We start from the raw sequence: 25,435 nt of genomic DNA, 5'->3' as shown, positions 1-25,435 counted from the left end.
GCGGGCGACAAATACCAAAAACATGCTGAATCGATAGGCAAAAACTCTGGATTTACACCCTTGGTCAAGCCTAGGTAAATGTCCAGTGTGACGACGCGCACAGCGGTGTGATGGTTGGGGTCACGCATTTTCCTGCGGCCCGACGGACCGGCCGCAGCCGCCCCAGGCAATGACGCCAACAGAAGGAGAAGCCATGACCGAGATGCTCGATGAAATCGGCGCGCGCCTGGACCAGGCCCTGATCGAGGACGAGGAGAACGGTGTCTTCCGCGCCAACCGGAACATCTTCACCGACGAGGAGATCTTCGAACTGGAGATGAGGCACATCTTCGAGGGCAACTGGATCTACCTGGCCCACGAATCGCAGATCCCCAACGTCGGCGACTACCTGACCACCCACATCGGGCGCCAGCCGATCGTGATCTCCCGCAACAAGGAGGGCGTCCTCAACGCGCTCATCAACGCCTGCAGCCACCGGGGAGCGATGCTGTGCCGGCGCAAGACGGACAACCGCACCACCTTCACCTGCCCGTTCCACGGCTGGACCTTCAACAACTCGGGCAAGCTGCTCAAGGTCAAGGACTCCCGCGGCGCCGGCTACCCGGAACAGTTCAACAAGGACGGCTCCCACGACCTGACCCGCGTGGCACGCTTCGAAAGCTACCGCGGCTTCCTCTTCGGTTCCCTGAACGCCGACGTCAAGCCGCTCGAGGAGCACCTGGGCGAGGCGACCAAGATCATCGACATGATCGTGGACCAGTCGCCGGAGGGCCTCGAGGTGCTCCGCGGCTCCTCGACCTACACCTACGACGGCAACTGGAAGCTGCAGGCGGAGAACGGAGCCGACGGATACCACGTCTCCGCCACCCACTGGAACTATGCCGCGACCCAGGCCCGCCGCACCGCGGGGGAGTCCAGCAACGACACCAAGACCATGGACGCGGGGGGCTGGGACAAGCAGAAGGGCGGCTACTACTCGTTCGAGCACGGGCACCTGCTGCTGTGGACCGAGTGGCTGGACCCCGCGAACCGGCCGCTCTTCGACCAGCGCGACGACCTGGTGGCCCGCTACGGCGAGGCGAAGGCCGACTGGATGATCAACATCTCGCGCAACCTCTGCCTCTACCCGAACGTCTACCTCATGGACCAGTTCGGCTCGCAGATCCGCCAGTTCCGGCCCATCTCGGTGGACCAGACCGAGGTCACGATCTATTGCATCGCCCCCAAGGGCGAGTCGGACGCGGCCCGCGCAAACCGCATCCGGCAGTACGAGGACTTCTTCAACGCCTCCGGCATGGCTACCCCGGACGACCTGGAGGAGTTCCGCTCCTGCCAGAAGACGTACATGGCGACCGCCGCGCAATGGAACGACCTCAGCCGCGGACAGGCTCACCAGATCGTCGGCCCGGACGAGAACGCCGACAAGATCGGGCTCAGGCCGATCTCCAGCGGCGCCCGCACCGAGGACGAGGGCCTCTACCCGATCCAGCACGGCTACTGGCGGGACACCATGCGCGACGCCGTCGCCGCCGAGAACACCGAGAACACCGAGCGCTAGGGAGCGGACGAATGACCATCACCGACACCACCCTGACCACAGCCGCCGGAACAGTCACGCGGAACGACGTCGAGCAGTTCCTCTACCGCGAGGCCCGCTTCCTCGACGACCGCCAGTTCGACGAGTGGATCGACTGCTACCACCCCGAGGCCACGTTCTGGATGCCGGCCTGGGCCGACGACGACCAGCTGACCGAGGACCCGCAGCGCGAGATCTCGCTGATCTACTACTCCAACCGCGGCGGCCTGGAGGACCGCGTGTTCCGCATCAAGACGGACCGCTCCAGCGCCACCAGCCTGCCCGAGCCGCGCACGGGCCATAACATCACCAACGTCGAAATCCTGTCCCAGGAGGGCGGGCAAGTGGAGCTGCGCTTCAACTGGTTCACGCTCTACTACCGCTACCAGAACATCGACACGTACTTCGGGACGTCCTTCTACACGGTGGACTTCTCGGGGACGCAGCCGGTGATCACCAGCAAGAAGGTCGTCCTCAAGAACGACTACATCCACCACGTCGTCGACATCTACCACATCTGATCCCCGCGGAAAGAGCGATTCACATGACCTACCAGGTTGCCCTGAGCTTCGAAGACGGGATCACCCGCTTCATCAAGTGCGGACCCAACGAGACCGTCGCCGACGCGTCCTACAAGGCCCGCATCAACATTCCCCTGGACTGCCGCGACGGCGCGTGCGGCACCTGCAAGTCCTTCTGCGAGTCCGGCCGGTACGACGGCGGCGACTACATCGAGGAGGCGCTGACGGACGACGAGGCGGACAAGGGATTCTGCCTTCCCTGCCAGATGGTTCCGGAGTCGGACCTCGTGCTGCAGATCCCCACGACGTCCGAGGTCGCCAAGACCGCGGCCGGGGAGTTCGACGCCACGCTGACGCGGATACGCCGGCTCTCGCCCACCACCTACGGCTTCGACGTCACGGTCCGGGACCGGGAAGCGCTGGCCTTCCTGCCCGGTCAGTATGTCAACGTCGGTGTGCCCGGGACGGACCAGGCCCGCTCGTACTCGTTCAGCTCGGGCCCGACGGCGGAGACGCTCTCCTTCCTGATCCGAATCACGGACCAGGGCCTGATGTCCTCCTACCTGCGGGACACCGCACGGGAGGGCGACAAGCTCACGCTTACCGGGCCCATGGGCAGCTTCTTCCTGCGCGAGCTCAAGCGCCCCGCCCTGCTGCTCGCCGGCGGCACCGGGCTGGCGCCCCTGCTCTCCATGCTGGAGAAGATGACCACGGAGGCGCCGGCCCACCCCGTGCACCTGATCTATGGCGTGACGACCGACACCGACCTCGTCGAGGTCGACGTGCTGGAGGACTACGCGGAGAAGATCGACGCCCTGAGCTTCGACGTTGTTGTCGCCGACCCGGAGAGCGGCGCGGAGAAGAAGGGGTACGTCACGAACCATTTTCTGCCACGGCACCTGAACGACGGCGACGTCGACGTCTACCTCTGCGGGCCGCCCCCCATGGTGGAAGGCGTCCGCCGGCACCTGGAGAGCGAGGGGATCGCGCCGGCGAACTTCTACTTCGAGAAGTTCGCGCTGGCCGTGCCCGTGGGAGCGGCCTGATGGAGTCCGCCACCGGGCGTGCGGCCGCCTCGGTCCACGCGGGTCGCTTCGACGGCAAGGTCGTGGTGGTCACCGGATCGGCCCAGGGCATCGGGCTCGCCGTCGCCCGTCGCATCTCGGCCGAGGGCGGCGCCGTGGTGCTCGTCGACCGGGCCGACCTGGTCCACGAGGTGGCGGGCGAACTGCGCGCCGGCGGCGCGTCGGCCACCGGCGTCACGGCCGACCTTGAAACGTACGACGGCGCCGAATCGGCGATCTCGGCCGCGCTGTCCGAACACGGTCGGATCGACGTGCTGGTGAACAACGTGGGCGGGACCATCTGGGCCAAGCCGTTCGAACACTACAGCCCGGAGGAGATCGGCAAGGAAATCAACCGGTCCCTCTTCCCGACCCTCTGGTCCTGCCGAGCCGTGTTGCCGCACATGGTCGGGAGGGGCGCCGGCGTGATCGTCAACGTCGCCTCCGTGGCCACACGAGGCGTCAACCGCGTTCCCTACGCGGCGGCCAAGGGCGGCGTCCGCGCCATCACCGCGTCGCTCGCGCTGGAGGCGGCACCGCACGGAATCCGCGTTGTCGCCACCGCGCCGGGAGGCACGGAGGCCCCGGAGCGGAAGGTCCGCCGCGGCCCCTCGCCCGAGGGCGAGCAAGAGGCCGCCTGGTACCGGCAGATCGTGGAGCAGACCGTCGACTCGTCGCTCCTGAAGCGCTACGGGACCCTCGACGAGCAGGCGGCGCCGATCGCGTTCCTCGCCTCGGACGAGGCGTCCTACATCACCGGCAACACGCTGCCGGTGGCCGGCGGAGACCTCGGCTAGCACCACCGTCCCGTTTCACACCCCGCCCCGCCGCGCCCGGCGGGCCCATGACAATGGAGTCGCACCGTGAACACGTCAGAACTTGCAGTGTCCCTAAGGCAGAAAAAAACCGTCCGCTGGGTGGTGGCCATCGCGGCCATCGCGTTGGTCTTCGATGGCTACGACCTGGTCGTCTACGGCACGATCGTCAGCGGACTGCTCGCCGACCCCACCCAGTTGGGCCGGCTGGACCCCGCGCAGGCGGGCGCCCTGGGCAGCTACGCGCTGATGGGCGTGATGGTCGGAGCGCTGGCCACCGGCGCCATCGGCGACCATGTTGGACGCCGCCGGGTGATGATCACCGGCATCGTCTGGTTCTCGCTGGGCATGGCCGCCACGGCCATGGCCCCCAACATTCCCGCGTTCGGCGTCCTGCGCTTCCTGACGGGAATCGGAGTCGGGGCGCTCGTCGCGACGGCGGGCGCCGTCGTCGCCGAGTTCGCTCCCGCCGGCAAGCGCAACTTCTACAACGCCATCGTCTATTCGGGTGTGCCCGCTGGCGGCGTGCTCGCGTCGCTGGTCGCGATTGCGCTGAGTGAGTCCATCGGCTGGAGGGGGCTGTTCTGGATCGGGGCGCTCCCGATCCTGTTCCTCCTGCCCATGGCGCTGCTCAAGCTTCCCGAATCGCCCCAGTGGTTGGCCTCCCGCGGCCGCCTGGACGCAGCCCTCGCCGTCTCGAGGCTCACCGGCGTGCCGCTGGCCGTGCCCGCCGCGGCCGTCGAGGGAACCACGACCATGGCGGGGGCGGAGCGTGTCGGGTTCGCGGCGCTCGCCACCAGACGCTACGCGCTGCCCACGCTCCTGCTGGGGCTCATGAGCTTCTCCGGCCTGCTGCTCACCTACGGCCTGAACACCTGGCTTCCGCAGATCATGGGCCTCTACGGCTACGGCAAGAACTACTCGCTGACGTTCCTCCTGGTGCTCAACGCGGGGGCGATCATCGGGGGCGTCCTCGCCTCCGTGTCCGCCGACCGCTTCGGACCAAAAAAGATCGTTTCGGCGACGTTCCTGCTGGCCGCACTGGCCATGGTCCTCCTGACCATGCAGCTACCGCTCGGCATCCTGCTGGCGCTCATGGCTGTGGCCGGGGTCGGGACCATCGGCACCCAGGTGCTGATTTACGGTTTCGTCTCCAACTACTACCAAAGCCATGCCCGCGGCGCGGGCGTGGCGTGGTGTGCGGGCTTCGGCCGCCTCGGCGGGATCTTCGGCCCGCTGGTCGGTGGATTCCTGCTCGCCGCGGGTGTCCAAAACCAGGTGGCGTTCCTCGTCTTCGCGGGCGTCGCGGCCGCCGGCGCCGCCGTGACGATGTTTGTCCCGAGGCGGGGCGAGCAGGAGACCGACCCCCCGGTGCCACCGGCCGCGCCGGAATCCGCGGCCCCCCACAGCCCGGCCCGCGTGGGCTGACCAGACCGCACCCTAGGCGGTGCGGGCGCGGGGCGGAGGGCTCAATGGGGCGCCCTCCGCCCTGTTCGCTCCGCCCCGAATGGCAAGATAAGACCATGTCACAGACGCAAGAGAAGCCCTGGGTGAAGAACTACCAGCCGGGCGTCCCGGCCGAGATCGATCTGCCGACGGAATCGCTGGTTGCGATGTTCGAGCGTTCGGTCGCGGAGGCGGGCAGCAGCCCCGCACTGGAGTTCTTCGGCCGCCGCACCAGCTACGCGGAACTCGGCGAACAGGTGGAGCGCGCCGCCGAGGGGCTGCGCAGGCTGGGCGTCCGCGCCGGGGACCGGGTGGCCCTGATCCTGCCCAACTGTCCGCAGCACGTCGTCGCGTTCTACGCCATCCTTCGCCTGGGCGCGATCGTGGTGGAGCACAACCCGCTGTACACCTCGAGGGAACTCCGCCACCAGTTCGAGGACCACCAGGCCCGCGTGGTGATCGTGTGGGACAAGGCCGCGGCGGCCGTCCGCGATTTCCCCGCCGACGTCGAAATCGACCATGTCGTCAGCGTCAACCTGTTGCGGGCCTTCCCTCCCGCCAAGCGCCTCGCGCTGAACCTGCCGGTCAAGTCCCTGCGCGCTTCCCGGGCCGCGCTCACCGGCCCGGCCCCGGACACGATCCCGTGGAAGGCCCTCCTGGGCCGCGGCCGGCTCGATCCGCGCCACCCGCGGCCCGCCGTCGGCGCCCTTGCAGCCATCCAGTACACCTCCGGCACCACGGGGCGGCCCAAGGGCGCCATGCTCACCCACTTCAACCTCTACGCCAACGCGCTCCAGGGCGAGGCGTGGATGCACGGGGCGGAGTACCGCAAGGAGGTGTTTTACGCGATCCTGCCGATGTTCCACGCCTTCGGCATGACGCTGTATCTGACCTACGGCGTCCGGAAGCAGGCCCTCCTGGTGCTGTTCCCCAAGTTCGACGCGGACCTGGTGCTGGCTGCCATGAAGAAGTCGCCGGCAACCGTCTACTGCGCGGTGCCGCCCATCTACGAACGCACCGCGATCGCGGCGAAGGAACGCGGCGTCTCGCTGCGGTCGTGCCGGTATTGCATCTCCGGCGCCATGAACCTGCCCAGACACGTGGTGGAGCTGTGGGAGTCCGTGTCCGGCGGCCTGCTGGTGGAGGGATACGGCATGACCGAATCGTCGCCGGTGGCCATGGGGAACCCGTTCCACCTGACGCGCCGCACCGGAACCATCGGCGTTCCGTTCCCCTCGACGCTGATGAAGGTCGTCGATCTGGACGACCCGTCGAAGGAGGTGCCACCCGGCGAACCGGGGGAGCTGCTGCTCAAGGGTCCGCAGGTCTTCCAGGGCTACTGGAACAACCCAGAGGAGACGGCCAAGGCGCTGCTGCCTGGCGGCTGGCTTCGGACCGGCGACGTGGTGACCGTAGACGGCGACGGCTTTACGACCATCGTCGACCGCGCCAAGGAACTCATCATCACCGGCGGCTTCAACGTGTCGCCGACGGACGTCGAGACGGTGCTGAGGCTCCACCCGGATGTCCGCGACGCCGCCGTGATCGGCAAGCCCCTGGACCGGGGCGGGGAGATGGTGGTCGCCGCCGTCGAGCTGGAGCCGGGCACCGAGCTGGACGAGGAGGCCCTGCGGGGCCACTGCCGCGAGCACCTCGCCGCCTACAAGGTTCCCCGGCGGGTCGTGGCCATCGAGGAGATGCCGCGATCCATGCTCGGCAAGATCCTCCGGAAGCAAGTGCGCGAACGGGTGCTTCCGCTGCTCTAAGCCACGCTGGCCAGGACAGGACAGGATCCGACCGAACCGTGCCGGGCGTCGTTGCCCGCCTGCGGCTAGGGTTGATGCTCATGACCGGCAATGGCGCAGAGGGCATGGTGGAGGGCAGGGAGCGCGAACTCGCGCTCCTCAACGGCCTGTTGGAGGCCGCGGCCTCCGGACGGCCGCGGTTCGCGGTGGTCCGGGGCCCATCCGGCATCGGCAAGTCCGCGCTGGTCGACGCATTCTTGGCCGGACATCCCGGCCTCGCCATGCGTTGCGGCAGCGGCGCCGCATGGGAAACGGAGTGCGACGGCGGTGTCCTGCGCCAGCTGCTGGGTCCCGGCGACGCCGATCGGGACCCGTCCACGCGAGAGGCGGCGGCGTCCGGATGCGCCGCGGGCGAACGGCTCTTGGCTGCTTTCCGCGCCCATCCCGACCGGGCCGGCGTCGTCCTGGTGGAGGACCTGCAGTGGGTGGACGAGGTCACGTTGAGGGCCCTGCTGTTCGCCGTCCGCAGGCTGGCGGACCAGAGGCTGCTGGTCCTGGTCACGGTCGGCGACGAGGAATCGCACCTGCTTCCCGCCGGCGCCCGGGAGCTCCACAACGGCGGACGGGGGACGGTTGTGGCGGTCGGCCCTCTCGATGGGACGGCGGTGCGCGCGCTGGCGCTCAAGCATGTGGGGGTCGAGCTCTCGGCGGCGACCGCGCACCGGCTGGCCGGCCACACGGGCGGGAACCCGCGGCACGTTCTCGGGCTGCTGCGGGAGTTCCCGCCGGAGACGTGGACGCGGTGGCAACCGGAGCTGCCCGCCCCGGCCGCGCTCTCGGAGACCGCCGGAGCCCGGCTTGCCGGCGCGGGCGGCGGCGCGCGCGCCTTGGCGGAGGCGGCCGCCGTCCTGGGGCTCACGTCGCGGCTGGCCGACGCGGCGGCGTTGGCGGGCATCGGGGATCCGCTCGGCCCGCTGGAGGAGGCCGTCGACGCCGGGCTGCTGCGGGTCGGCGGAGGGTCGGGGTCGCTGTCCCTCGCCTTCGCCAGTCCCGTGGACCGGGCCGCGGTGTACCACCACATGCCGGTCTCACGGAGGGTGGAGCTGCACCTGGCGGCGGCCCAGCGGATCGAGAACCCCGGCCAGAAGCTGCGGCACCGAGCCGCCGCCTGCATCCTTCCGGACGCGTCCCTTGCCGCCGAGTTGGAGGACCACGCCGCCTGCCAGGCCGAGTCGGGCGCGTGGCAGAACGCAGCGGACGCGCTCTATACGGCGGGTCGACTGTTCCCCACGACCGAGGGGCGGGAGACCAGGCTGTTGCGGGCCATCGACGCCATGGTCGCGGCCGGCGAGCTTCCGCGCGCGCTGGCGCACGCGGACGAGCTCGGCGCCTTCGCGCCCAGCGCGCTGCGCGATGCGGTGTCCGGCTACATTGCCATTCTCCAGGGACGCAGCGGCGTCGCGGAGGCCAAGCTGGCCAGCGCGTGGGACGCGTCGAGCGCCGGGGACGGGCCGGACATCCGCGCCACCATCGCCCAACGGCGGGTGCTCCACGCCCTGTCGCGGATCGACGGGCCGGAACTGGTCCACTGGGTCGACCAGGCCGGTGCCCTCGCGGATCCGGAGAGCCCGGCGTTCATCGAGTCCCAGGCCATCCGCGGCCTGGGCCTCGGCGCCATGGGCAGGATCGCAGAGGCGGAGGCCTGCTACGCGGCGCTGAACGAGCGCCGGGACCTGGGCGCGCAGGCCCAGCGCGTCCGCATGGGAATGGGCTGGCTCCACGTTGCGACCGACCGTCACGAGAGCGCGCGCGAGGAACTGGCCGCCGCGGTCTCCACGGACTTCAGCGACGGTTCCTACCGCATCTCGCTGTGGGCCAGGGCCTGGCTGGCGCGGGCCGAGTTCGGCGTGGGCCGCTGGGACCAGGCGCTGCGCACCGCTCGGGAGGCGGTGGTCCTGCAGGAACGGGTGGGCATGGAACTGGTCCGGCCCCTGCTGCACTGGACGCTCACCCAGATCCACGCGATGCGGGGCGACTGGGACGCGGCCGCCGAGCACTTGGAGCGCGGCCGGGCCACGGCGGAGAACTACCCGATCATGCTGGTTCCCGGCCGTCTTGCCATGGCCAACGCGGCCGAGGCCCGGACGGACTACGACGCCGTCATCCTTGCCCTGGAGCCCCTCCTGTCGCTGGACCGCACGGCGGGGCTCGACGAGCCCGGATTCTGGCCCTGGCAGGACGTCTACGCGAACGCCCTGGTCATGAAGGACCGCGTGGACGAGGCGTCCGCGTTCCTGCGCCCGCTCGAAGTGTTGGCGGCGGAGCGGGGGCACCGCTCCGGCATCGCCCGGATGGCCTACGTCCGCGGCCGCATCCACGGCGCCGAGGGAAACACAGATGCCGCGAGGGCGGCGTTCGAGGCCGGCCGCGCGCAGCTTGCGGGGCTCCACCTTCCCTACGACCGGGCGCGGGTGGACTTCGCATACGGGCAGACGATGCGGAGGGCGGGCAAGCGGCGCGAGGCCGCGGCGGTGCTGACCGCGGCCCGCGCCGACTTCGCCGCCCTCGGCGCGGCCACCTACGTGGAGCGTTGCGAGCGCGAGCTGCAGGCCGCCGGCACCAGCGTGTCCCGCCGGGACGCCGCGGATCTGAGGGTGCTCACACCGCAGGAGCGGGCCGTCGCCAGGCTCGTCGCCGGCGGCGCCAGCAACAAACAGGCCGCCGAGGAGCTCTACATCAGCGTCAAGACCGTCCAGTACCACCTGACCCACGCCTACGAGAAGCTGGGCGTGGGATCGCGCGGCGAACTCGCGGCGCGCTACCGGGACTCGGGCCGGGCGGACTGACCCGCTACCCCGCCCTCGGCGGCATCTGCTGCAGCGCCCAGGTGTTGCCGTCCGGGTCCGCAAAGTAGAGGAAATGCCCCCACGACTGGACATCCACCTCGCTGACGTCCACACCGCGGGAGAGCAACTCCGCCCGGGCGGCCTCGGCGTCGTCGATGACCATCTGGAGGCCCTTCTGCGTCCCCGGCTCCATGTCCGTGATGCCCTCGCCGATACACACCGAGCACGCCGACCCCGGCGGGGTCAGCTGCACAAAGCGCAGTTCGGGCGAGACCCTGTGGTCGTGGTCGGCGACGAAGCCCACCTGCTCCACATAGAATTTTTTTGCCCGGTCGACGTCGGTCACCGGCACGGGCACAAGCTCGAGTTTCATGTCCATGCGCGACAACATAGACGCTCTCCGGCCACTGCGGTAGGCCGGGCGGCCTCAGGCATCGCGCGGGTCAAGCGGCTCCTCTACATCGGGCGTGTCGTCGTCCCTGTCGTCGCGGCGGTCCTCCAGGACCACCGGCCGCTCGCTGTCGAGGCCGGGCGGTCCACCGCCCCCGGGTTCCAGGGCGGCGGTCCGCGCGTCGTCCAGGTCGATCACGCCCTGTTCCAGGGCGGCCGCGTCGGCGTCGTCGAGCGGCTCCGACACCGCGGATTCGGATGCGTCCTGCCCCGGGTTCTTGCCCACCGTGTACCTCCTGCTCGTCGGTGCAACCACAGTATGCCGGTCCCGACCGCCACCCAAGAGGGGCGGCGGTCGGGTTTCCGGCGATGCCGGTCAGGCCCGCTGGTAGTCCTTCGACTCGCACAGGAATCGCTCGTAGGCCGGGATCGTCAGGAACTCCGGGTATTCGTCCGTCAGGGCGCACTCCTCGAAGATCTCCCTGGCGTCCTCGAACCGGTCGCCCTCGAAGCGCTCCATCTTGGAGAACTCGGCGTCGACCAGCTCCTCCACCCAGTGGCGGGTGACCAGGTCGCCGTGGTCGGTGACCGCCGACTGGCGGATCCACTGCCAGATCTGCGAGCGGGAGATCTCCGCGGTGGCGGCGTCCTCCATCAGGTTTTGCAGGGCCACCGCGCCGTTGCCGCGGAGCCACGACTCGATGTAGCGGACGCCGATCTCGATGTTGGTGCGGATGCCGGCCTCCGTAATGAGCCCCGGCGTCCCGGCGATGTCCAGCAGCGCGCGGTCGTCGGGCACAACATCCTCGCGCTGGCGGTCGAGCTGGTTGGGGCGGTCGCCCAGCACCGCGTCGAACACCTCCCGGGCCACGGGGACCAGGTCCGGGTGGGCCACCCAGGAGCCGTCGAACCCGTCGTTGGCCTCGCGGGTCTTGTCCGCGGTGACCTTCTCGAACGCGACCGCGTTCGCGGCCTCGTCGCGGCGGTTGGGGATGAAGGCGGACATTCCGCCGATCGCCATGGCCCCGCGGCGGTGGCATGCCCGGACCAGCTGCTCCGTGTACGCCCGCATAAACGGGGCGGTCATGGTGACCATGGAGCGGTCGGGCAGCACGTAGCGGGGCCCGCGGTTACGGAAGTTCTTGATCACCGAGAAGATGTAGTCCCAGCGCCCGGCGTTCAGGCCGGCCGCGTGGTCCCGCAGTTCGTAGAGGATCTCCTCCATTTCGAACGCCGCGGTGATGGTCTCGATCAGCACCGTCGCACGGATGGTGCCCTGCGGGATGCCGAGCGTGTCCTGCGCCAGCACAAAAACGTCGTTCCACAGGCGGGCCTCCAGGTGGTTCTCGGTCTTCGGCAGATAGAAGTACGGGCCGCGGCCCTGGCTGATGAGCCGCCGGGCGTTGTGGAAGAAGTGCAGCCCGAAGTCCACGAGCGCGCCGGAGATCGGCTCGCCGGCCACCAGGAGGTGCTTCTCCGGCAGGTGCCAGCCGCGCGGCCGGACCACGATGGTCGGCAGGTCGGTCAGCGTTTGACCCGTCAGCCTGTACTCCTTGCCCTCGGGTGACGTGAAGTCGATGGTCCGGTCCAGCACGGCCCGAAGGTTCAGCTGCCCCTTGACGACGTTGCGCCACGTGGGGGTGTTCGAGTCCTCAAGGTCCGCCAGCCAGACCTTGGCCCCGGAGTTCAGGGCGTTGATCGTCATCTTGCGGTCCGTCGGGCCCGTGATCTCCACGCGCCGGTCCTCGAGCCCCGGGGCGATGGGCGCCACGCGCCAGTCGCGGTCCTCGCGGATGCTCCTGGTCTCGGGAAGAAAGCGGGGGTCCGAGCCGTTGGCGATCCGCTGCGTGCGGACCGCGCGGGCCTGGAGCAGCTCCCGACGCCGTCCGTCGAACGCCCGGTGCAGGGTGGCGAGGAAGTCCAGCGCCTGGGGCGTCAGGATCTCCTCCTGCCGGCACACGGGGGACGCGGTGAGGGTGATTCCGTTGAGGGTGATGGGATCGTTCATGGCTCAAACTCCTTGCTGGTCAAAAAAGCTGGTTAGTGAAACTGGCCCTCTTCGGTGGATCCCACGAGGGCGAGGGTGCTGCCGCCGGGGTTCAGGGCGGTGGCGATCTTGTCGAAGTAGCCGGTGCCGACTTCGCGCTGGTGCTTGGTTGCGGTGTATCCGCGGGACTCGGAGGCGAACTCGCGTTCCTGGAGTTCGACGTAGGCGCTCATCCCGGACTCGGCGTAGCCCTGCGCGAGGTCGAACATCGAGTGGTTGAGGGCGTGGAAGCCGGCCAGGGTGATGAACTGGAACGTGAAGCCCATGGCCCCGAGTTCACGCTGGAACTTCGCGATGGTGGCGTCGTCCAGGTGCTTGCGCCAGTTGAACGACGGCGAGCAGTTGTAGGAGAGCATCTGGTCCGGGAACTCCGACTTGACGGCCTCGGCGAACGTGCGGGCCAGCTCCAGGTCCGGCGTGCCGGTCTCCATCCAAATGAGGTCGGAGTAGGGCGCGTAGGCCTTGGCGCGCGCGATGCAGGGCTCGATCCCGTTGCGGACCTTGTAGAAGCCCTCCGCGGTGCGCTCGCCGGTGATGAACCGCTGGTCCCGCTCGTCGACGTCGGAGGTGATCAGCGTGGCCGCCTCGGCGTCCGTCCGGGCGATGACGACCGACGGCGTGTTGGAGACGTCGGCCGCCAGCCGCGCCGCGTTCAGCGTGCGCACGTGCTGCTGGGTGGGGATCAGCACCTTGCCGCCGAGGTGGCCGCACTTCTTCTCCGAGGCGAGCTGGTCCTCCCAGTGCACGCCCGCGGCGCCGGCGGCGATCATGGACTTCATCAGTTCGTAGGCGTTCAGCGGGCCGCCGAAGCCGGCCTCGGCGTCGGCGACGATCGGCACCATCCAGTCCTCGACGGTCTGGATGCCCTCGGAAAACTCGATCTGGTCGGCCCGCAGCAGCGCGTTGTTGATGCGGCGGACAACCTGCGGAACGGAGTTCGCGGGGTACAGGGACTGGTCGGGGTAGGTCTGGCCGGAGAGGTTGGCGTCGGCGGCGACCTGCCAGCCGGAAAGGTAGATGGCGCGGAGGCCGGCCTTGACCTGCTGGACGGCCTGGTTGCCGGTGAGGGCGCCAAGGGCGTTCGTGTAGCCCCCGGTCGCGGCTTCACCGGTCAGCTGGTCCCACAGCTTCTCGGATCCGCGGCGGGCCAGGGTGTGCTCCTCCTGGACCCGGCCCTGGAGGCGGACGACGTCGGAGGCTGAGTAGTCGCGGGTGGTTCCCTCCCAGCGGGGGTTGGCCTTCCACTCCAGCTCCAGTGCCTCTTCGCGGGATGCGGTGGGGTTCTGGTTCTCGGTCATGGTGTTCTCCTCGTGTGCGTCGGCCGGCTGGTGGTGCCTGGCGACGGTGCCCGGCTTCCGGCGTTCTTCTTCGTGGAAACAACAATCCGGCACTTCCCACATGCAAACTAGAGCCAACCTATGGAAAGATTCGCACTTCTTCGCATAAAGTTAAGAAATGCCCACATCGAGTTGGAACCGCCCCCGGAAGGCGGCCGCTGAAACGTCCGCGCGCGCCGCAAACGACGCCGACCTGGACGTGATCGCCCTCGGCCGCCGCGTGCGCCACCTGCGCAAGGCCAAGGGGCTAACGCTGGACGGGTTGGGGGAGGCGGTGGGCACGGCGCCCTCGCAGCTCTCGCTCATCGAGAACGGCAAGCGGGAACCCAAGCTGAGCCTGCTCAAGCAGCTCGCCGCGGCGCTCGGGACCAGCCTGGACGAGCTGCTCGGCGCGGAGCCGCCCACCCGCCGCGCGGCCCTGGAGATCGAGCTGGAGCGCGCACAGCGCGGGCCCCTGTACGGGTCGCTGGGACTGCCCAAGGTCCGCGTCTCCTCGCGGTTGCCGATGGACGTGCTTGAGTCCCTCGTGGGCCTGCAGAACGAGCTTGAGCGACGCCTCGACGAGCAGGCGGCGACGCCGGAGGAGGCGCGGCGGGCGAATACCGAAATCCGCTCGGAGATGCGCGAAAAGAACAACTACTACCCGGACCTGGAGCGCCAGGCGCAGGAGCTCCTCGACGCCGTGGACCACGGCGCGGGCCCGCTGTCCCACCACGTGGCCGCGGACATCGCCGAGCACCTGGGGTTCGGCCTCCGTTTTGTCGGCGATCTGCCCCACTCCACCCGGTCGGTGACGGACCTGAAGAACCGCAGAATTTACCTCACCCAGTCACAGAGGGAGGAGCACGACCCCCGATCGGTGCTCCTGCAGGCGGTCGGCCACTACGTGCTGGGGCACCAGACGCCCGCCGACTACTCGGAGTTCCTGCGACAGCGCGTCTACACGAACTATTTCGCGGCGGCGCTACTGATGCCCGAGCGCTCGACCGTCGAGTTCCTGACGCAGGCCAAGAACGCGAAGGAACTGGCGATCGAGGACCTGCGCGACGCCTACGCCGTGTCCTACGAGTCGGCCGCGCACCGGTTCACGAACCTCGCCACGGAACACCTCGGCATCACCACGCACTTCCAGAAGGTCCACGAGTCGGGCATCATCCACAAGGCCTACGAGAACGACGGAGTGAACTTCCCCGCGGACCACACCGGGGCCATCGAGGGGCAGCCGGTCTGCCGGTACTGGACCAGCCGCGAGGTGTTCGACGTCGAGGACAAGTTCCGGGCCTACAACCAGTACACGGACACGGCCGTGGGCACGTACTGGTGCACGGCGCGCACGGAGCGGCACTCGTCGGGCACCTATTCCCTGAGCATCGGCGTGCCGTTCCAGCACGTCAAGTGGTTCCGCGGGAGGGACACGACGGAGCGGTCCACCTCCCGCTGCCCGGACGAATCGTGCTGCCGGCGTCCGCCGGTCGGGTTGGCGCGGCAGTGGGCCGGCAACGCCTGGCCGGCGGCCCGCGCCAATTCGCACCTGCTCGCCGCCATGCCTCCCGGCGCGTTTCCCGGCGTGGACGAGACGGAGGTTTACCAGTTCCTCGAGTCACACGGGGGCTAGCGGCTCCGGCTAGTCCCGGGGCTGCGGGTTGGAGGGGATTCCCACACCGCCCATGGCGTCGACGTACGCCGCGACCATCTCGTCGAACTTCTTGCTCTTGTGGGCAGCCGAGCCCACGGATCCCATCGGCCCGGGCGAATCGACCTTGTAGACCTTGATGACCCGCTCGCGCAGGATGCGGTCGCCGCCCGATTTGGAGAAGGCGGCCATCACCTTGTGGGCCCCGCTGCCGTGGGCGACGATCGCCGACGCGCGGTAGACCACATCGAGGAACTGGCGCAGCGGCCGCACGCCGTCGTGCACCTGTTCCGGGGTCAGCACGAACTTCTGCCCGTCCGGCAGCTCCCACGGAAACGCGTTCCAGGGGATCGCGTGGCGCGGCTGCAGGCCGGCCGCCTCGTAGACCTCGGCAAGTCGGGCCGCAGTGTCGTCGTCGTTCTCCAGCGACAGGAAGCCCGAGGCGGCACCGGCGCCGGGCGCGACAAGGAGGCTGATGATGCGGGCCTCGTCGACGTCGTGGACGGGGTCGATGTACGGGAGGCCGGACTCCGGCCGGCGCTCGCGCAATTGTTCGCACAATTGCGTGACGGGTTCGATGTTCTCGTCGTGGATCTTGGCCAACTGCTCCGCCTGGTATTCGGGCGAGTCCATCTTCCGCATCGTTCACTCCATGTGCCTAGACGAGCTTCCGTTACCCCGACTCTATCGGTCGCGGCGGCACGGCGTCAGTTGCGCGCGTCGAGGGAGCCGGGGGAGGCCTTGTCCGCGTCGCACTCCGCGTAGCCCCGGCTCAGGTCAGGGGACGATGACCGCGCGTCCGCGCAGGGTCCCCGCGTGCAACCTCTCGTAGGCCATGGGGGCCTCGTCGAGGGGAAAGACCTCGGTCTCCACATGGATCAGGCCGCTCCGGGCCAGGTCCAGCACCTCGAAGAGTTCGGACCGCGAGCCCCAGTACGGAGCGCGGATCGTGGATTCGAAGGGCCTGTCCAGCATGCCGACGGGAAGCGATCCGCTACCGACGCCCACGATCACCTGGTCGCCCTCCGCACGGATCATGGCTGCTCCGATCGCCATGGTCGCTTCAATGCCGACGAAGTCGAAGACGGCATGGGCGCCTTTGCCGCCCGTCAGTTCCTTGACCATCCCGGCGGCCGCCGGCGTGGATCCGAAGGTGTGGTGGGCGCCCACGTCGCGGGCGAGCCCCAGCTTGTCCTCACTGACGTCGAGTGCGACGACGGTGGCCCCCGTGGTGGCGCGGAGGATCTGGATCGCCACGTGCCCGAGTCCGCCGGCGCCGATGACGACAGCGGTGGCGCCCGGAACGAGTTTGCCCAGCGAGGGTTTGATGGCGTGGTACGGCGTCAGCCCGGCGTCCGTGAGGGACACGTTCCTGACCGGGTCCAGGTCCCCCAGCGGGACGAGGTGCCTGGCGTTGTCCACAATCAGGTATTCGGCCATGGCGCCGGGCGACCCCAGCCCGGGAGGGGCGATGCCCTGCTCGGCCGCGCGTTCGCAGTAGTTTTCCTTGCCCTGGGAACACGGATAGCAATAGCCGCAGCCCCACGGGCCGTAGACGGCCACAGGGTCCCCGGGAGCAAGCCCCTTGACGCCCTCGCCGAGCTTGTCCACCAGGCCGGCCCCCTCGTGGCCCAGCGTCAGCGGGAGGCCGTAGGTGTAGTGCTCCTCGGGTAGGCCCATGATAAAGGCGTCGGAGTGGCACACACCCGCCGCGGTGACCTTGATCCGGACCTGGCCGGGGCCGGGCTCCGGGGTTTCGATCTCGACGACCTCCGGTGCCGCGCCGATGCTGCGGTACTGCAAAGCCTTCATGGTCCGCTCCTTCGCCGTGGGATGCGCCTGCGGCCCACCCTATGGGAGCTCCGGCCGGGCGGACACCCTTGCCGCGGGCGGTCGATGGTGGCGGATTTCACCAGTCGCCCGGTTGCCGCGGCCAGTAGGGCGTGCGATCTTGGAGATGAGCCCAAAAAATTGGTCTCCCGGACGATGGGTGCCGTACCCGGTGTGCGACAAGACGGCCCGTGGGAGATTGACATGTCGTGGCTTGTTTTGATTCTTTCCGGCGTCCTCGAGGCCGTGTGGGCGACCGCCCTGGGCAAGTCCGAGGGTTTCAGCCGTCCCGTTCCGACCGTCGTGTTCGGCGTGGCGCTGGTCCTGAGCATGGGCGGGCTCGCCTACGCCATGCGGGAACTTCCCCTCGGGACCTCGTACGCGGTGTGGGTCGGGATCGGCGCGGTCCTCACGGTGGTCTACGCCATGGCCACGGGCACGGAATCCATTTCGCTCCTCAAGGTCCTGTTCCTGGCGATGATCGTCGGCGGCGTCGTGGGGTTGAAGTCCCTGCACTAGTCCGCTGGTCCCCTAAGTCCCTGCGCTAGTCTCCAGTGTGGAACACACCAGCGAAGGGACCGCGCATGCCTGCCGAAGACCTCAAGACCGCCGACCTCTACGACGAGCTGGGGGAGAGCCTCCAATCCGTCTCGATCCAATTCCAGTCCCTTGGTGCGCGGACGCACTTCAGCGGTCCGGCGCGCACGATCCGCTGTTTTCAGGACAACGCCCTGGTCAAGGCCGTGCTTGCGACGCCCGGTGCGGGCGCGGTTCTTGTGGTCGACGGCGGCGGCTCGCTGGCCACGGCGCTGATGGGCGACATGATTGCGGAGTCCGCCGTCGAGAACGGCTGGGCGGGGGCGGTGTTCCACGGCGCGATCCGCGACCGCGAGGCCATCGCGAAGCTTCCCCTGGGCGTGAAGGCGCTCGGAAGCAACCCCCGCAAGAGCGCCAAGACGGGCGCCGGCGAGACCGACGTCGTCCTTGTCCTGGACGGCGTGACGATCCGTCCGGGCGCAATGGTCTATTGCGACCCGGACGGCATCCTCGTGGAGCGCTGAGTCAGTCTCCGGACGTCCCCGCCAGCATCGCCCGGTAGCCCTCGCGGTACGTCGGGTACGCGAACCGGAAGCCGGCGTCCCGGAGGCGGGCATTGGACAGCCGGCGGTTCCCGCCGCGCGTTGTGTCCGAGTCTCCGACGGGGGGCTCGGCCAGCCCCAGTTCGGCGGCGAGGAACCGGAGCACGTCTCCGAGTTCCGCCGGCTCGTTGTCCACCCCGACATAGACCGGTGCCGGATCCCGAACCGAGGTGGTCAGGTGGACGATCGCGGCGGCCGCGTCGTCCCGGTGGATGCGGTTGGTGGGGTGTGGAGCCGAGGGGACCACGGCGGTCCCGCGCTTGAGCGTATCGATCAGGCGGGTGCGACCCGGCCCGTAGATGCCGGAGAGCCGCAGGACGATGCCATCGGGCCGGCGTGCGCGCAGGAGGCGTTCGGCCTCCACCATGATGGTCCCGGTGGCGGACGCCGGGGCCGGGGGCGTGTCCTCGTCCACGGTACCGCCGGCCGCGTCGCCGTAGACCGTGGTCGAGGAGACAAAGAGGACGCGCACGCGCCCGGCGCCGCCGCGATCGGAACCGTCGCGCTCCAGCGCGTCGAGGACGTTGGCGAGGCCGTCGACGTACGTTCTGCGATAGGCCTCCTCGGAACGTTCCCCGGCCGCCGGAGTGTAGACGAGTACCCCGGTTCCCGGCGGAATTGGCGGCAGCTCGCCGGTCAGGTCGACGGGGACCCCCGCGATGGGCGCGGGCAACCGTGACGGGTCGCGGCGCCAGCCGGTGACGGTGTGCCCGGCGGCCGCGAAGCGAAGGCCCGCCTCCGTGCCGAGGTCGCCGCAACCGGCGATCAGGACGTTCATGCCCGTGGTTCCCTTCGTAGTCGTGCAACCCAGCGACCGCCCGGGCCCAGGTCCGCCCAGTTCAGCCGGAGCGTGCGCATGGCCAGGTTCAGGCGGCGCGCCGCCGCGCGGCGGTTGTGGAACATGCGCCCGGCCACGCCCACGCGCAGCCTCGGATCGAACCTGACCCGGGCGTCCGGCCCCAGACGGCAGCTGAAGTCCAAATCGTCGTGCACGTCCTGCCGGCCGCGCGCGACCGAGGGGCCCGCCTGGTCCCACACCCGGCGCCGGAACGCCATGTTGGACCCCCAGAGCGGAACACGCGCGATGCCGCTGCCCGCGCCCAGGAAATAGCCGGCCGCGTAGAGGAGGGCGGCGGGACCGCCCCACCAGCGCGGCAGGTCGTAGAACGTGCCCGGGCCGGTCACCGCGTCCAGTGCGGGGTCGGCCTCGAAGGTGGCGGCGATGCGCTCCAGCCAGTCCGCGGGCGGACGGGTGTCGGCGTCGCACCGCACCACCACGTCGCCGTCGGCCGCGTCGTAGCCGCGCGCCGCGGCCGCGGGAATGCCGCGCACCGGCTCCTCCACCACAAGGGCTCCGGCGCGCCGCGCGAGCTCCGCCCCGCCGTCCGAGGATCCGTTGTCCACCACCACGATGTGGTCCGCCGGGCGCGTCTGGCGGGCGAGCAGGCGCAGCAGGACGGCGAGGTGTTCGGCGTCGTCCAGCACGGGAACAACAACACAGAGCCGGGTCATGTTCCCGCTCCCGCGCGGCGCGGCCGGGTGGATGCGACGGCGCCCACAAGCGCCCCGGCGACCGCCGCGGCGAGGTCGCCGATGGTGTCCCGGTAGCCCACGCCGATCTCCGGCGAGAGGAACTCGTAGCCCACCCATTCGCCGACTTCCCAGAGGACACCGAGCAACGTGCCGACCGCCGTGGCAGACAGCACGGCGCCGGCGCGGAGGCGTCGCCGCCCGGCCGGGGCGGGGGCCACCAGTCGGTGGTGCGCCAGCATGTCCCACGCCAGCGATGTGAGGACCACGGTGGTGGCGAAGTGCGCCGCCAGGTCCAGTCCGGGAACCGTGGCGTAGGCCCCGACCACGCTGGACCACCCCGACCCGAGCAGCAGGAGCTGGCCGAAGACGTCGGCGAACGTCCCGCGCGAGTAGTACCGCAGGGCCCATTGGCCGCCGAACACCAGGAACATCACCGATGCGGACACCGGACCCGCCACCGTCCACGCCGCCGGAATCGCCAGCAGGCCGGCGGCCCGCCCGACGTCGGCCGGCGCCCACCGGAAGCGGGCCAGCGCCCCGCCTGCGGGGTCCGCGCCATCGGGGGCCCCGGGCGGCGCCAGGAGCAGCGAGTCCGCCGGATCCGGTTGGGCGGGAACGCTGGGGCGACTGGTCATGGCTCAACGGTAGCCGCCTTGTCTTCCGCCCATGCGCAGCCGGTGCCATCATCTTCGTACAGGCAATGATCTGGCGAGGGGAACCGCTGTGAAAAGGGCCGTTGCGGAAGTCGGACTGACCGTGGGAACCATGGCGGGCCCCGTTCGGGGCAGGCTGCTGGGGGGCGTCCGCACCTGGCGTGGCATCCCGTTCGCACAGGCGCCGGAGGGCGGGTTGCGGTTCCGCTCGCCGATGCCCGTCGCGCCGTGGACCCGCACCCGGGATGCCTTCGAGTTCGGCGACGCGCCGCCCCAGAACAGCGGCTTCATCGCCTTCGGGCGGGCCCGCCACCCGGCCAGTGAGGACTGCCTCAGCCTGAACGTCAGCGCTCCGGCGGACCTGTCCGGCGCGCCGTTGCCCGTCATCGTGTGTTTCGCGGGCGGCGGATTCACCATGGGGTCCCCTGCCACGCCGCTCTACGCGGGGGACCGGATCGCCCGCGAGGGCGAGGTGGTCTACGTGTCGCCGAACTACAGGGTGGGCGGGCTGGGGTTCCTCGATGTCACCAGGTACGCCAACGCCCGGCACCCCTTCGAGGCGAACGTGGGCCTGCGGGACCAGATCGCGGCCCTGGAGTGGGTCCGGGACAACATCGAGGCGTTCGGGGGCGACCCGGGAAACGTCACGATCTTTGGACAGTCGGCCGGCGCGACGTCGGTGGTGACCCTGATGGCGGTCCCGTCCGCGCAAGGACTGTTCCACCGGGCGTTCGCGCTCAGCCCGTTCCCGGGGTCCGTGTACGCCCGCGAGCGCCACGCGGGCTGGGCCAGGGACCTCGTCGGGATCCTGGGCCTGGACTCGTCCCAGGCGGCGGACGCGCTGGTGGCCCTGCGGTGGCCGAAGCTGATCGATGCCATGTATCGGCTGACCCGCCGGCTGGGCCCCGCCAACGATCCCGGCACCCTGGTCTGTTCGCCCGTGGTCGACGGCGACCTGCTCCCGTCCTATCCCGTCGACGCCTTCCGGGACGGCACGGCGCACCGCGTTCCGCTGGTCGTCGGCACCACGGTGAAGGAGGGCGCGCTCTTCCGGTTTATGAACCTGCTGCCGACCACGCCGGCGCGGATGGAGCGGATGTTCGAGCGCGCCGACCCGGACGCGCGGGCCCGTGTGCTGGCAGGGTACCCGGACTATCCGGCCGGCGGGACCCTGGTGGATCTGGCCGGGGATGCGATCTTTTGGCACCCCACCACACAGGTGGCGGAGGGCCACTCGCGCCACGCCCCGGTGTGGAACTACAGGTACGACTTCGAGACGCCGATGCTGCGCCGCATCGGGCTGGCGGGCGGCCACGGCACGGACGTCCCCGCGCTCTTCGGCAATTTCGACGCCGATGCCGGGCGCTTCTTCACGATGACTGGCGGTCGGGACGCGGCGCACCACCTGGGCCTGCGCTACCAGGGCGCCCTGTTGTCCTTCGCGCTCACCGGCGATCCGGGCGCCGACTGGCCGCGTTTCGACGAACGGGACCGCAGGGTTCGGGTGTTCGACACCGAGGACCGGGTGGAGGAGGACCCGTGGCGGATCCGTCGGCTTGCGTGGGGTGACTACCGTGGGTACTACTAGCGAGCAGAGGAGACCATGATGAGCACCAGCGACGAGTCGACGCGGCCGCCGACACCCGGGACCGGGGACACGGGCCCCAAGACAACCAGGTTCTCGACCACGGACAGCCCCGACACCGAAAGTTTCTCGCGGAGCAGGCCATACGTGCCACAGGAGGACACCGACGCCGTGGCGACCGCCAGCGGTCCGATCGTCGGTCGTGACAGTGGTCGTGACCGCGACGGAGCCCCGCGGCGCGAGAAGGAGGAATTCGGCGGCGTCAAGGTGGGCTGCGCCTTCTTCGGGTGGCTCACCGCCACCGGGACGGCCGTCATCCTCACCGCCATCGCCGCCGCGCTGGGGGCGGCCACCGGCTCGGTGAACATCTCCGACGTGACGGACCAGGTGACGCGGAATCCCCAGGCGTCGGCGCTCGTCGGGATTGTGGTGCTCGCGCTGATCGTGTTCGTCTCCTACTTCTGCGGCGGTTACGTGGCCGGCAGGATGGCGCGCTTCAGCGGCCTGAAGCAGGGCGTGGCCGTGTGGTCCTGGGGTCTGGTCGTTTCACTGCTGGCGACCGGGCTGGCCTTTGTCGCCGGCGACCGCTTTAACATCGTGGGGCAGGTCAACGGCTTCCCGCAGCTGCCGCCCATTGGCGACTTCGGAGGGCCGGCCCTGATCGTGGTGCTGGTCGCCGCCGCCATCGCCCTGGTCGGCGCCATCCTCGGCGGCCTGGCAGGGATGCGCTTCCATCGCCGGGTGGACCGGGCAGGCCTCGCCCGCTGACCTGGCCGGGGCCGGTCAGGCCTCCACGGCGCGCGCCTGCAGGACGACGCCGGCGACACGTTCCAGCCGCGGGTCGGCGTCGTCGCCGCCCTCCACCACGCCCGTCTCCCACTTCAGGCGCAGGCCCGTGGGTGTCACCTCCAGAGTGGCCAGGTTGTTGTCGAACCACGGCCCCTCGATCCCGGCCCAGGAGAACGGCGGATTCGGGACCTTCGCCGAGTGCGCCATCAGGGTGCCCACCAGCGTGGCCGGCCCGTAGGCCATGGCGGCCGCGAAGTAGCGCATGGCCCGCGGCAGGGGGTTCCGCACGGGCGAGCAGACGGCCTGGAGGATTCGGCTCCCCGACTCCCGCTTGACCTCGGAAACGTAGGAGAAATGGACGTCGCCGGACAGGAAGAGGACGGACTCGGGAGCGGGGCCGCGGCGCCCGTCCGCGACGTCCACGGCCATGGCGGCGACCTCGTGGAAGCTGTTCTGGAAGGCGCCCCAGTGCTCGAGGTCGAAGGTGCGGCGCAGCCGCTCGCCGACCCAGGCGGCAGCCGATCCCCAGGCCCCGTTGGAGACCGCCTCGTCCCAGGACTCAAGGTGGTGCAGCCCCATGGGCAGCAGGAACGGGAGGGACGTCCCGACCAGCACATGGCGAAATCCGCCCCGCATCTTGCCGTCGAGCCAGTCCATCTCCTGTGGATCCAGCAGCGCGCGCGCACCGGGTTCCAGCTCGCGGGACGCCCGGGAGTCGAGCATCACCAGTCGCACGTCGTCGAAGTCGCGGGAATAGCTCCAGCGGTAGGAGGACGGCTGGCGGTCGACCCGTTCGGCGAACGCGTCCAAGACCGGCCCGACGTCGGGTTCGCCGGGCCCGTCGTGGGCCGCGATCGCGCGCCAGATCTCGTCCCGCGCCCGCTCCGCGGGCGAGAGGTTTCCCAGGTGTTGGTACACCCAGTAGGCGGCGAGGCCGGAGACGATGCGTCCGTGCCACCACGACGTCTTCGCCATCTCCTTCCTCCACGACATCGATGCGTTCCAGTCGTCGCGGATGTCGTGGTCGTCGAAGATCATCGCGGTGGGCATGGTGGAGAGCAGCCACCGGTTGGCCGGGTCCGACCACGCCAACTCGTACAGGTGCGCGTACTCCTCGTAGTCCTTGAGTTCCGGCCCGGGCGGCTGGCGGATGTCGCGCCGGCCCCGGATGAACTCGCGCATCTCGTTGCTCGTCGAGTCCGCGTAGACCTGGTCCCCCAGCAGCAGGGCGAGGTCCGGGCGCTCCCCGTCGCCGCTTGAGGCCAGGGACAACGCGAATGCCCTCATGGCGTCGACGCCGTGTGTCCGGTTGCCCTTCCGGTCGTGCGGGACGCTGGTGCGGCAGGAACCGAACACCAGCCGGAGCGGCCTGCCGGGCTCGAGCGTGGCGATGACGGGCGGCGGGAAACCGTCGTCCAGGGGCCACACCCGGACGCCGTCGATGTCCACCGAATAGGGGCGCTCAGTCCCGGGTTCCAGGCCCACGACCTCCACCAGCGCGTAGTGGTGGCCGTGGACCCCAAAGGTCCGCGCCTCCCACACATCCGTACCGGCGCGCACCGCCACGGTGGCCGCGTCCCGGGTTTCCACCCAGATGCTGGCGGTGGTGGTGTCCACGTGGCGCATCATGGGGCCGAGGACCAGGGGGAAGCGGTCCACGGTCATTCGCCGCCGCTCCGCCGGGCGGCCATAAAAGCCACGATGCGCTCGACAAGGTCGAGGGGGACCGGTTTGCCGAGCGGGAACCGGACCGTGTCCTTGGCCGCCCGCAGCGGGGCAATCCTGGACTCGAGGTCCGCGTCCGCGCGGGGGACCGGGTACAGGGAGACGTGGTGCTTCCATCCGGCGAAGTAGACCAGCGCCTTGCCGCGCACGGCGAAGGTGGGCATGTCGTAGCTGATGGATTCCTCCGCATCCGGCACGGCTGCATGGACGGCGGAGCGGAGACCGGAGAGGACCGGCCGCACGTCCGCGGGGAAGGAATCGATGTACTCGTCGACGGACGCGAACTTGTGGGGCACTGGCAGTCCTTCCATTGGGCGGCGCGAAGACCGGGCGAGGCGGCGACGTCGGCGTGGGACTAGCCTTGCGCATTCCCGCTGCGTTCGGTAGACCCGGCGGGCATTTCCGTGGACACTTGGGGAGCTGACATGGCGGAACGATGCGGCCGATCCTACGATGGAGACATCCCGGGACGTCGCCGGGACGCTCGATGGTACGAGCCAACAACGAACCGCAGGGGAAGCAAGCATGGCCAAGAAGGCTAAGAAGAAGTGGTCCGAGATCAGTAGGGCGGACCAGATCCGCTTGGTGTTTGCCGGAATCGTGCAAATCTCGCTCCAGGTGCTCGCGTTGCGCGACCTCGTCCGCCGGCCCGCCGACCGGGTCAACGGGCCGAAGATCGCCTGGGTCGCAGCATCGTTTGTGAACACGCTGGGACCGGCCGCCTACTTCATCTTCGGCCGCAAGCATTAGGAACGCCGGGT

General features: G+C 69.7%; 24 protein-coding genes and 1 riboswitch. Of the genes, 13 read left to right on the top strand and 11 right to left on the bottom strand.

Annotated elements, in window-relative coordinates:
• Window positions 1-193: 193 nt before the first annotated feature.
• From benA to AC3ZJJ_RS14225, 7 genes are all read left to right on the top strand, one after another.
• The gene (gene benA, locus AC3ZJJ_RS14255) at window positions 194-1,558 is read left to right on the top strand and encodes a benzoate 1,2-dioxygenase large subunit (RefSeq protein WP_489892476.1); all 1,365 of its coding nucleotides are present in this window, start codon (window positions 194-196) and stop codon (window positions 1,556-1,558) included.
• Window positions 1,559-1,569: 11 nt separating this feature from the next.
• A complete protein-coding gene (benB, locus tag AC3ZJJ_RS14250) occupies window positions 1,570-2,097 on the top strand; it encodes a benzoate 1,2-dioxygenase small subunit (RefSeq protein ID WP_489892475.1) in 528 nt (175 codons plus the stop codon).
• A gap of 23 nt (window positions 2,098-2,120) precedes the next feature.
• On the top strand, window positions 2,121-3,143 hold the full coding sequence (gene benC / locus AC3ZJJ_RS14245; protein WP_489892474.1) for a benzoate 1,2-dioxygenase electron transfer component BenC: 1,023 nt from the start codon (window positions 2,121-2,123) through the stop codon (window positions 3,141-3,143).
• Window positions 3,143-3,958, top strand: coding sequence for a 1,6-dihydroxycyclohexa-2,4-diene-1-carboxylate dehydrogenase (locus tag AC3ZJJ_RS14240; RefSeq protein WP_489892473.1), 816 nt, complete (start codon window positions 3,143-3,145; stop codon window positions 3,956-3,958). The genes benC and AC3ZJJ_RS14240 overlap by 1 nt, the downstream gene beginning before the upstream one ends.
• A 66-nt stretch (window positions 3,959-4,024) precedes the next feature.
• On the top strand, window positions 4,025-5,404 hold the full coding sequence (locus AC3ZJJ_RS14235) for an MFS transporter (protein WP_489892472.1): 1,380 nt from the start codon (window positions 4,025-4,027) through the stop codon (window positions 5,402-5,404).
• 95 nt (window positions 5,405-5,499) lie between these two features.
• Window positions 5,500-7,188, top strand: a complete 1,689-nt coding sequence (locus AC3ZJJ_RS14230) for a long-chain-fatty-acid--CoA ligase (protein WP_489892471.1) — start codon at window positions 5,500-5,502, stop codon at window positions 7,186-7,188.
• Between the two features lie 80 nt (window positions 7,189-7,268).
• Window positions 7,269-10,013, top strand: a complete 2,745-nt coding sequence (locus tag AC3ZJJ_RS14225) for a helix-turn-helix transcriptional regulator (RefSeq protein ID WP_489892470.1) — start codon at window positions 7,269-7,271, stop codon at window positions 10,011-10,013.
• 4 nt (window positions 10,014-10,017) lie between these two features.
• Here the strand turns inward: AC3ZJJ_RS14225 and AC3ZJJ_RS14220 are convergent, their stop codons facing one another.
• From AC3ZJJ_RS14220 to aceA, 4 genes are all read right to left on the bottom strand, one after another.
• Window positions 10,018-10,392, bottom strand: a complete 375-nt coding sequence (locus AC3ZJJ_RS14220; RefSeq protein ID WP_489892469.1) for a VOC family protein — start codon at window positions 10,390-10,392, stop codon at window positions 10,018-10,020.
• Window positions 10,393-10,440: 48 nt separating this feature from the next.
• A complete protein-coding gene (locus AC3ZJJ_RS14215) occupies window positions 10,441-10,689 on the bottom strand; it encodes a hypothetical protein (protein ID WP_489892468.1) in 249 nt (82 codons plus the stop codon).
• A 90-nt stretch (window positions 10,690-10,779) separates the two neighbouring features.
• Entirely contained in the window at window positions 10,780-12,411 is a 1,632-nt protein-coding gene (aceB, locus tag AC3ZJJ_RS14210) for a malate synthase A (protein ID WP_489892467.1), read from the bottom strand.
• A 32-nt stretch (window positions 12,412-12,443) separates the two neighbouring features.
• Window positions 12,444-13,748: an isocitrate lyase gene (gene aceA, locus AC3ZJJ_RS14205; protein ID WP_489892466.1), complete on the bottom strand. Its 1,305-nt coding sequence runs from the start codon at window positions 13,746-13,748 to the stop codon at window positions 12,444-12,446.
• Window positions 13,749-13,905: 157 nt separating this feature from the next.
• Here aceA and AC3ZJJ_RS14200 point away from each other — a divergent pair, with 157 nt between their 5' ends.
• On the top strand, window positions 13,906-15,402 hold the full coding sequence (locus AC3ZJJ_RS14200) for a helix-turn-helix domain-containing protein (RefSeq protein ID WP_489892465.1): 1,497 nt from the start codon (window positions 13,906-13,908) through the stop codon (window positions 15,400-15,402).
• Between the two features lie 9 nt (window positions 15,403-15,411).
• On the opposite strand, the gene AC3ZJJ_RS14195 is transcribed toward AC3ZJJ_RS14200, so the two are convergent.
• Both AC3ZJJ_RS14195 and AC3ZJJ_RS14190 read right to left on the bottom strand, forming a co-directional pair.
• Window positions 15,412-16,062 carry a uracil-DNA glycosylase family protein gene (locus tag AC3ZJJ_RS14195; protein WP_489892464.1) on the bottom strand — a complete coding sequence of 217 codons (651 nt, stop codon included), beginning with the start codon at window positions 16,060-16,062 and terminating at the stop codon, window positions 15,412-15,414.
• A 135-nt stretch (window positions 16,063-16,197) separates the two neighbouring features.
• The gene (locus tag AC3ZJJ_RS14190; protein WP_489892463.1) at window positions 16,198-17,232 is read right to left on the bottom strand and encodes an NAD(P)-dependent alcohol dehydrogenase; all 1,035 of its coding nucleotides are present in this window, start codon (window positions 17,230-17,232) and stop codon (window positions 16,198-16,200) included.
• 144 nt (window positions 17,233-17,376) lie between these two features.
• Window positions 17,377-17,444, top strand: a riboswitch (guanidine-III (ykkC-III) riboswitch).
• A 10-nt stretch (window positions 17,445-17,454) separates the two neighbouring features.
• Between AC3ZJJ_RS14190 and AC3ZJJ_RS14185 the strand changes: the two genes are divergently transcribed.
• Together AC3ZJJ_RS14185 and rraA are read left to right on the top strand one after the other, a co-directional pair.
• On the top strand, window positions 17,455-17,769 hold the full coding sequence (locus tag AC3ZJJ_RS14185; protein ID WP_489892462.1) for a DMT family transporter: 315 nt from the start codon (window positions 17,455-17,457) through the stop codon (window positions 17,767-17,769).
• A 65-nt stretch (window positions 17,770-17,834) separates the two neighbouring features.
• Window positions 17,835-18,311, top strand: coding sequence for a ribonuclease E activity regulator RraA (gene rraA, locus AC3ZJJ_RS14180; RefSeq protein WP_489892461.1), 477 nt, complete (start codon window positions 17,835-17,837; stop codon window positions 18,309-18,311).
• A gap of 1 nt (window position 18,312) precedes the next feature.
• On the opposite strand, the gene AC3ZJJ_RS14175 is transcribed toward rraA, so the two are convergent.
• The 3 genes from AC3ZJJ_RS14175 to AC3ZJJ_RS14165 are packed head-to-tail and all read right to left on the bottom strand — an operon-like array spanning window position 18,313 to window position 20,557.
• Complete coding sequence (locus AC3ZJJ_RS14175; RefSeq protein WP_489892460.1) at window positions 18,313-19,167, bottom strand: SDR family oxidoreductase; 855 nt, start codon at window positions 19,165-19,167, stop codon at window positions 18,313-18,315.
• Window positions 19,164-19,901, bottom strand: coding sequence for a glycosyltransferase family 2 protein (locus AC3ZJJ_RS14170; RefSeq protein WP_489892459.1), 738 nt, complete (start codon window positions 19,899-19,901; stop codon window positions 19,164-19,166). The genes AC3ZJJ_RS14175 and AC3ZJJ_RS14170 overlap by 4 nt, the downstream gene beginning before the upstream one ends.
• On the bottom strand, window positions 19,898-20,557 hold the full coding sequence (locus AC3ZJJ_RS14165) for a DUF2238 domain-containing protein (protein ID WP_489892458.1): 660 nt from the start codon (window positions 20,555-20,557) through the stop codon (window positions 19,898-19,900). Before AC3ZJJ_RS14165 ends, AC3ZJJ_RS14170 begins: the two co-directional genes overlap by 4 nt.
• Window positions 20,558-20,645: 88 nt before the next feature.
• Between AC3ZJJ_RS14165 and AC3ZJJ_RS14160 the strand changes: the two genes are divergently transcribed.
• Window positions 20,646-22,163, top strand: a complete 1,518-nt coding sequence (locus AC3ZJJ_RS14160; RefSeq protein WP_489892457.1) for a carboxylesterase/lipase family protein — start codon at window positions 20,646-20,648, stop codon at window positions 22,161-22,163.
• A 144-nt stretch (window positions 22,164-22,307) separates the two neighbouring features.
• The gene (locus tag AC3ZJJ_RS14155; protein ID WP_489892456.1) at window positions 22,308-22,928 is read left to right on the top strand and encodes a hypothetical protein; all 621 of its coding nucleotides are present in this window, start codon (window positions 22,308-22,310) and stop codon (window positions 22,926-22,928) included.
• Window positions 22,929-22,943: 15 nt separating this feature from the next.
• Here the strand turns inward: AC3ZJJ_RS14155 and AC3ZJJ_RS14150 are convergent, their stop codons facing one another.
• Entirely contained in the window at window positions 22,944-24,614 is a 1,671-nt protein-coding gene (locus AC3ZJJ_RS14150; RefSeq protein ID WP_489892455.1) for an alkaline phosphatase D family protein, read from the bottom strand.
• Entirely contained in the window at window positions 24,611-24,970 is a 360-nt protein-coding gene (locus AC3ZJJ_RS14145; protein ID WP_489892454.1) for an iron chaperone, read from the bottom strand. The genes AC3ZJJ_RS14150 and AC3ZJJ_RS14145 overlap by 4 nt, the downstream gene beginning before the upstream one ends.
• Before the next feature lie 229 nt (window positions 24,971-25,199).
• Between AC3ZJJ_RS14145 and AC3ZJJ_RS14140 the strand changes: the two genes are divergently transcribed.
• Window positions 25,200-25,424, top strand: a complete 225-nt coding sequence (locus AC3ZJJ_RS14140) for a PLD nuclease N-terminal domain-containing protein (RefSeq protein ID WP_489892453.1) — start codon at window positions 25,200-25,202, stop codon at window positions 25,422-25,424.
• Window positions 25,425-25,435 lie beyond the last annotated feature (11 nt).

It is taken from the genome of Arthrobacter sp. AOP29-A2-19 (assembly GCF_058138025.1).
This window is presented reverse-complemented; position numbering and strand designations above follow the sequence as displayed.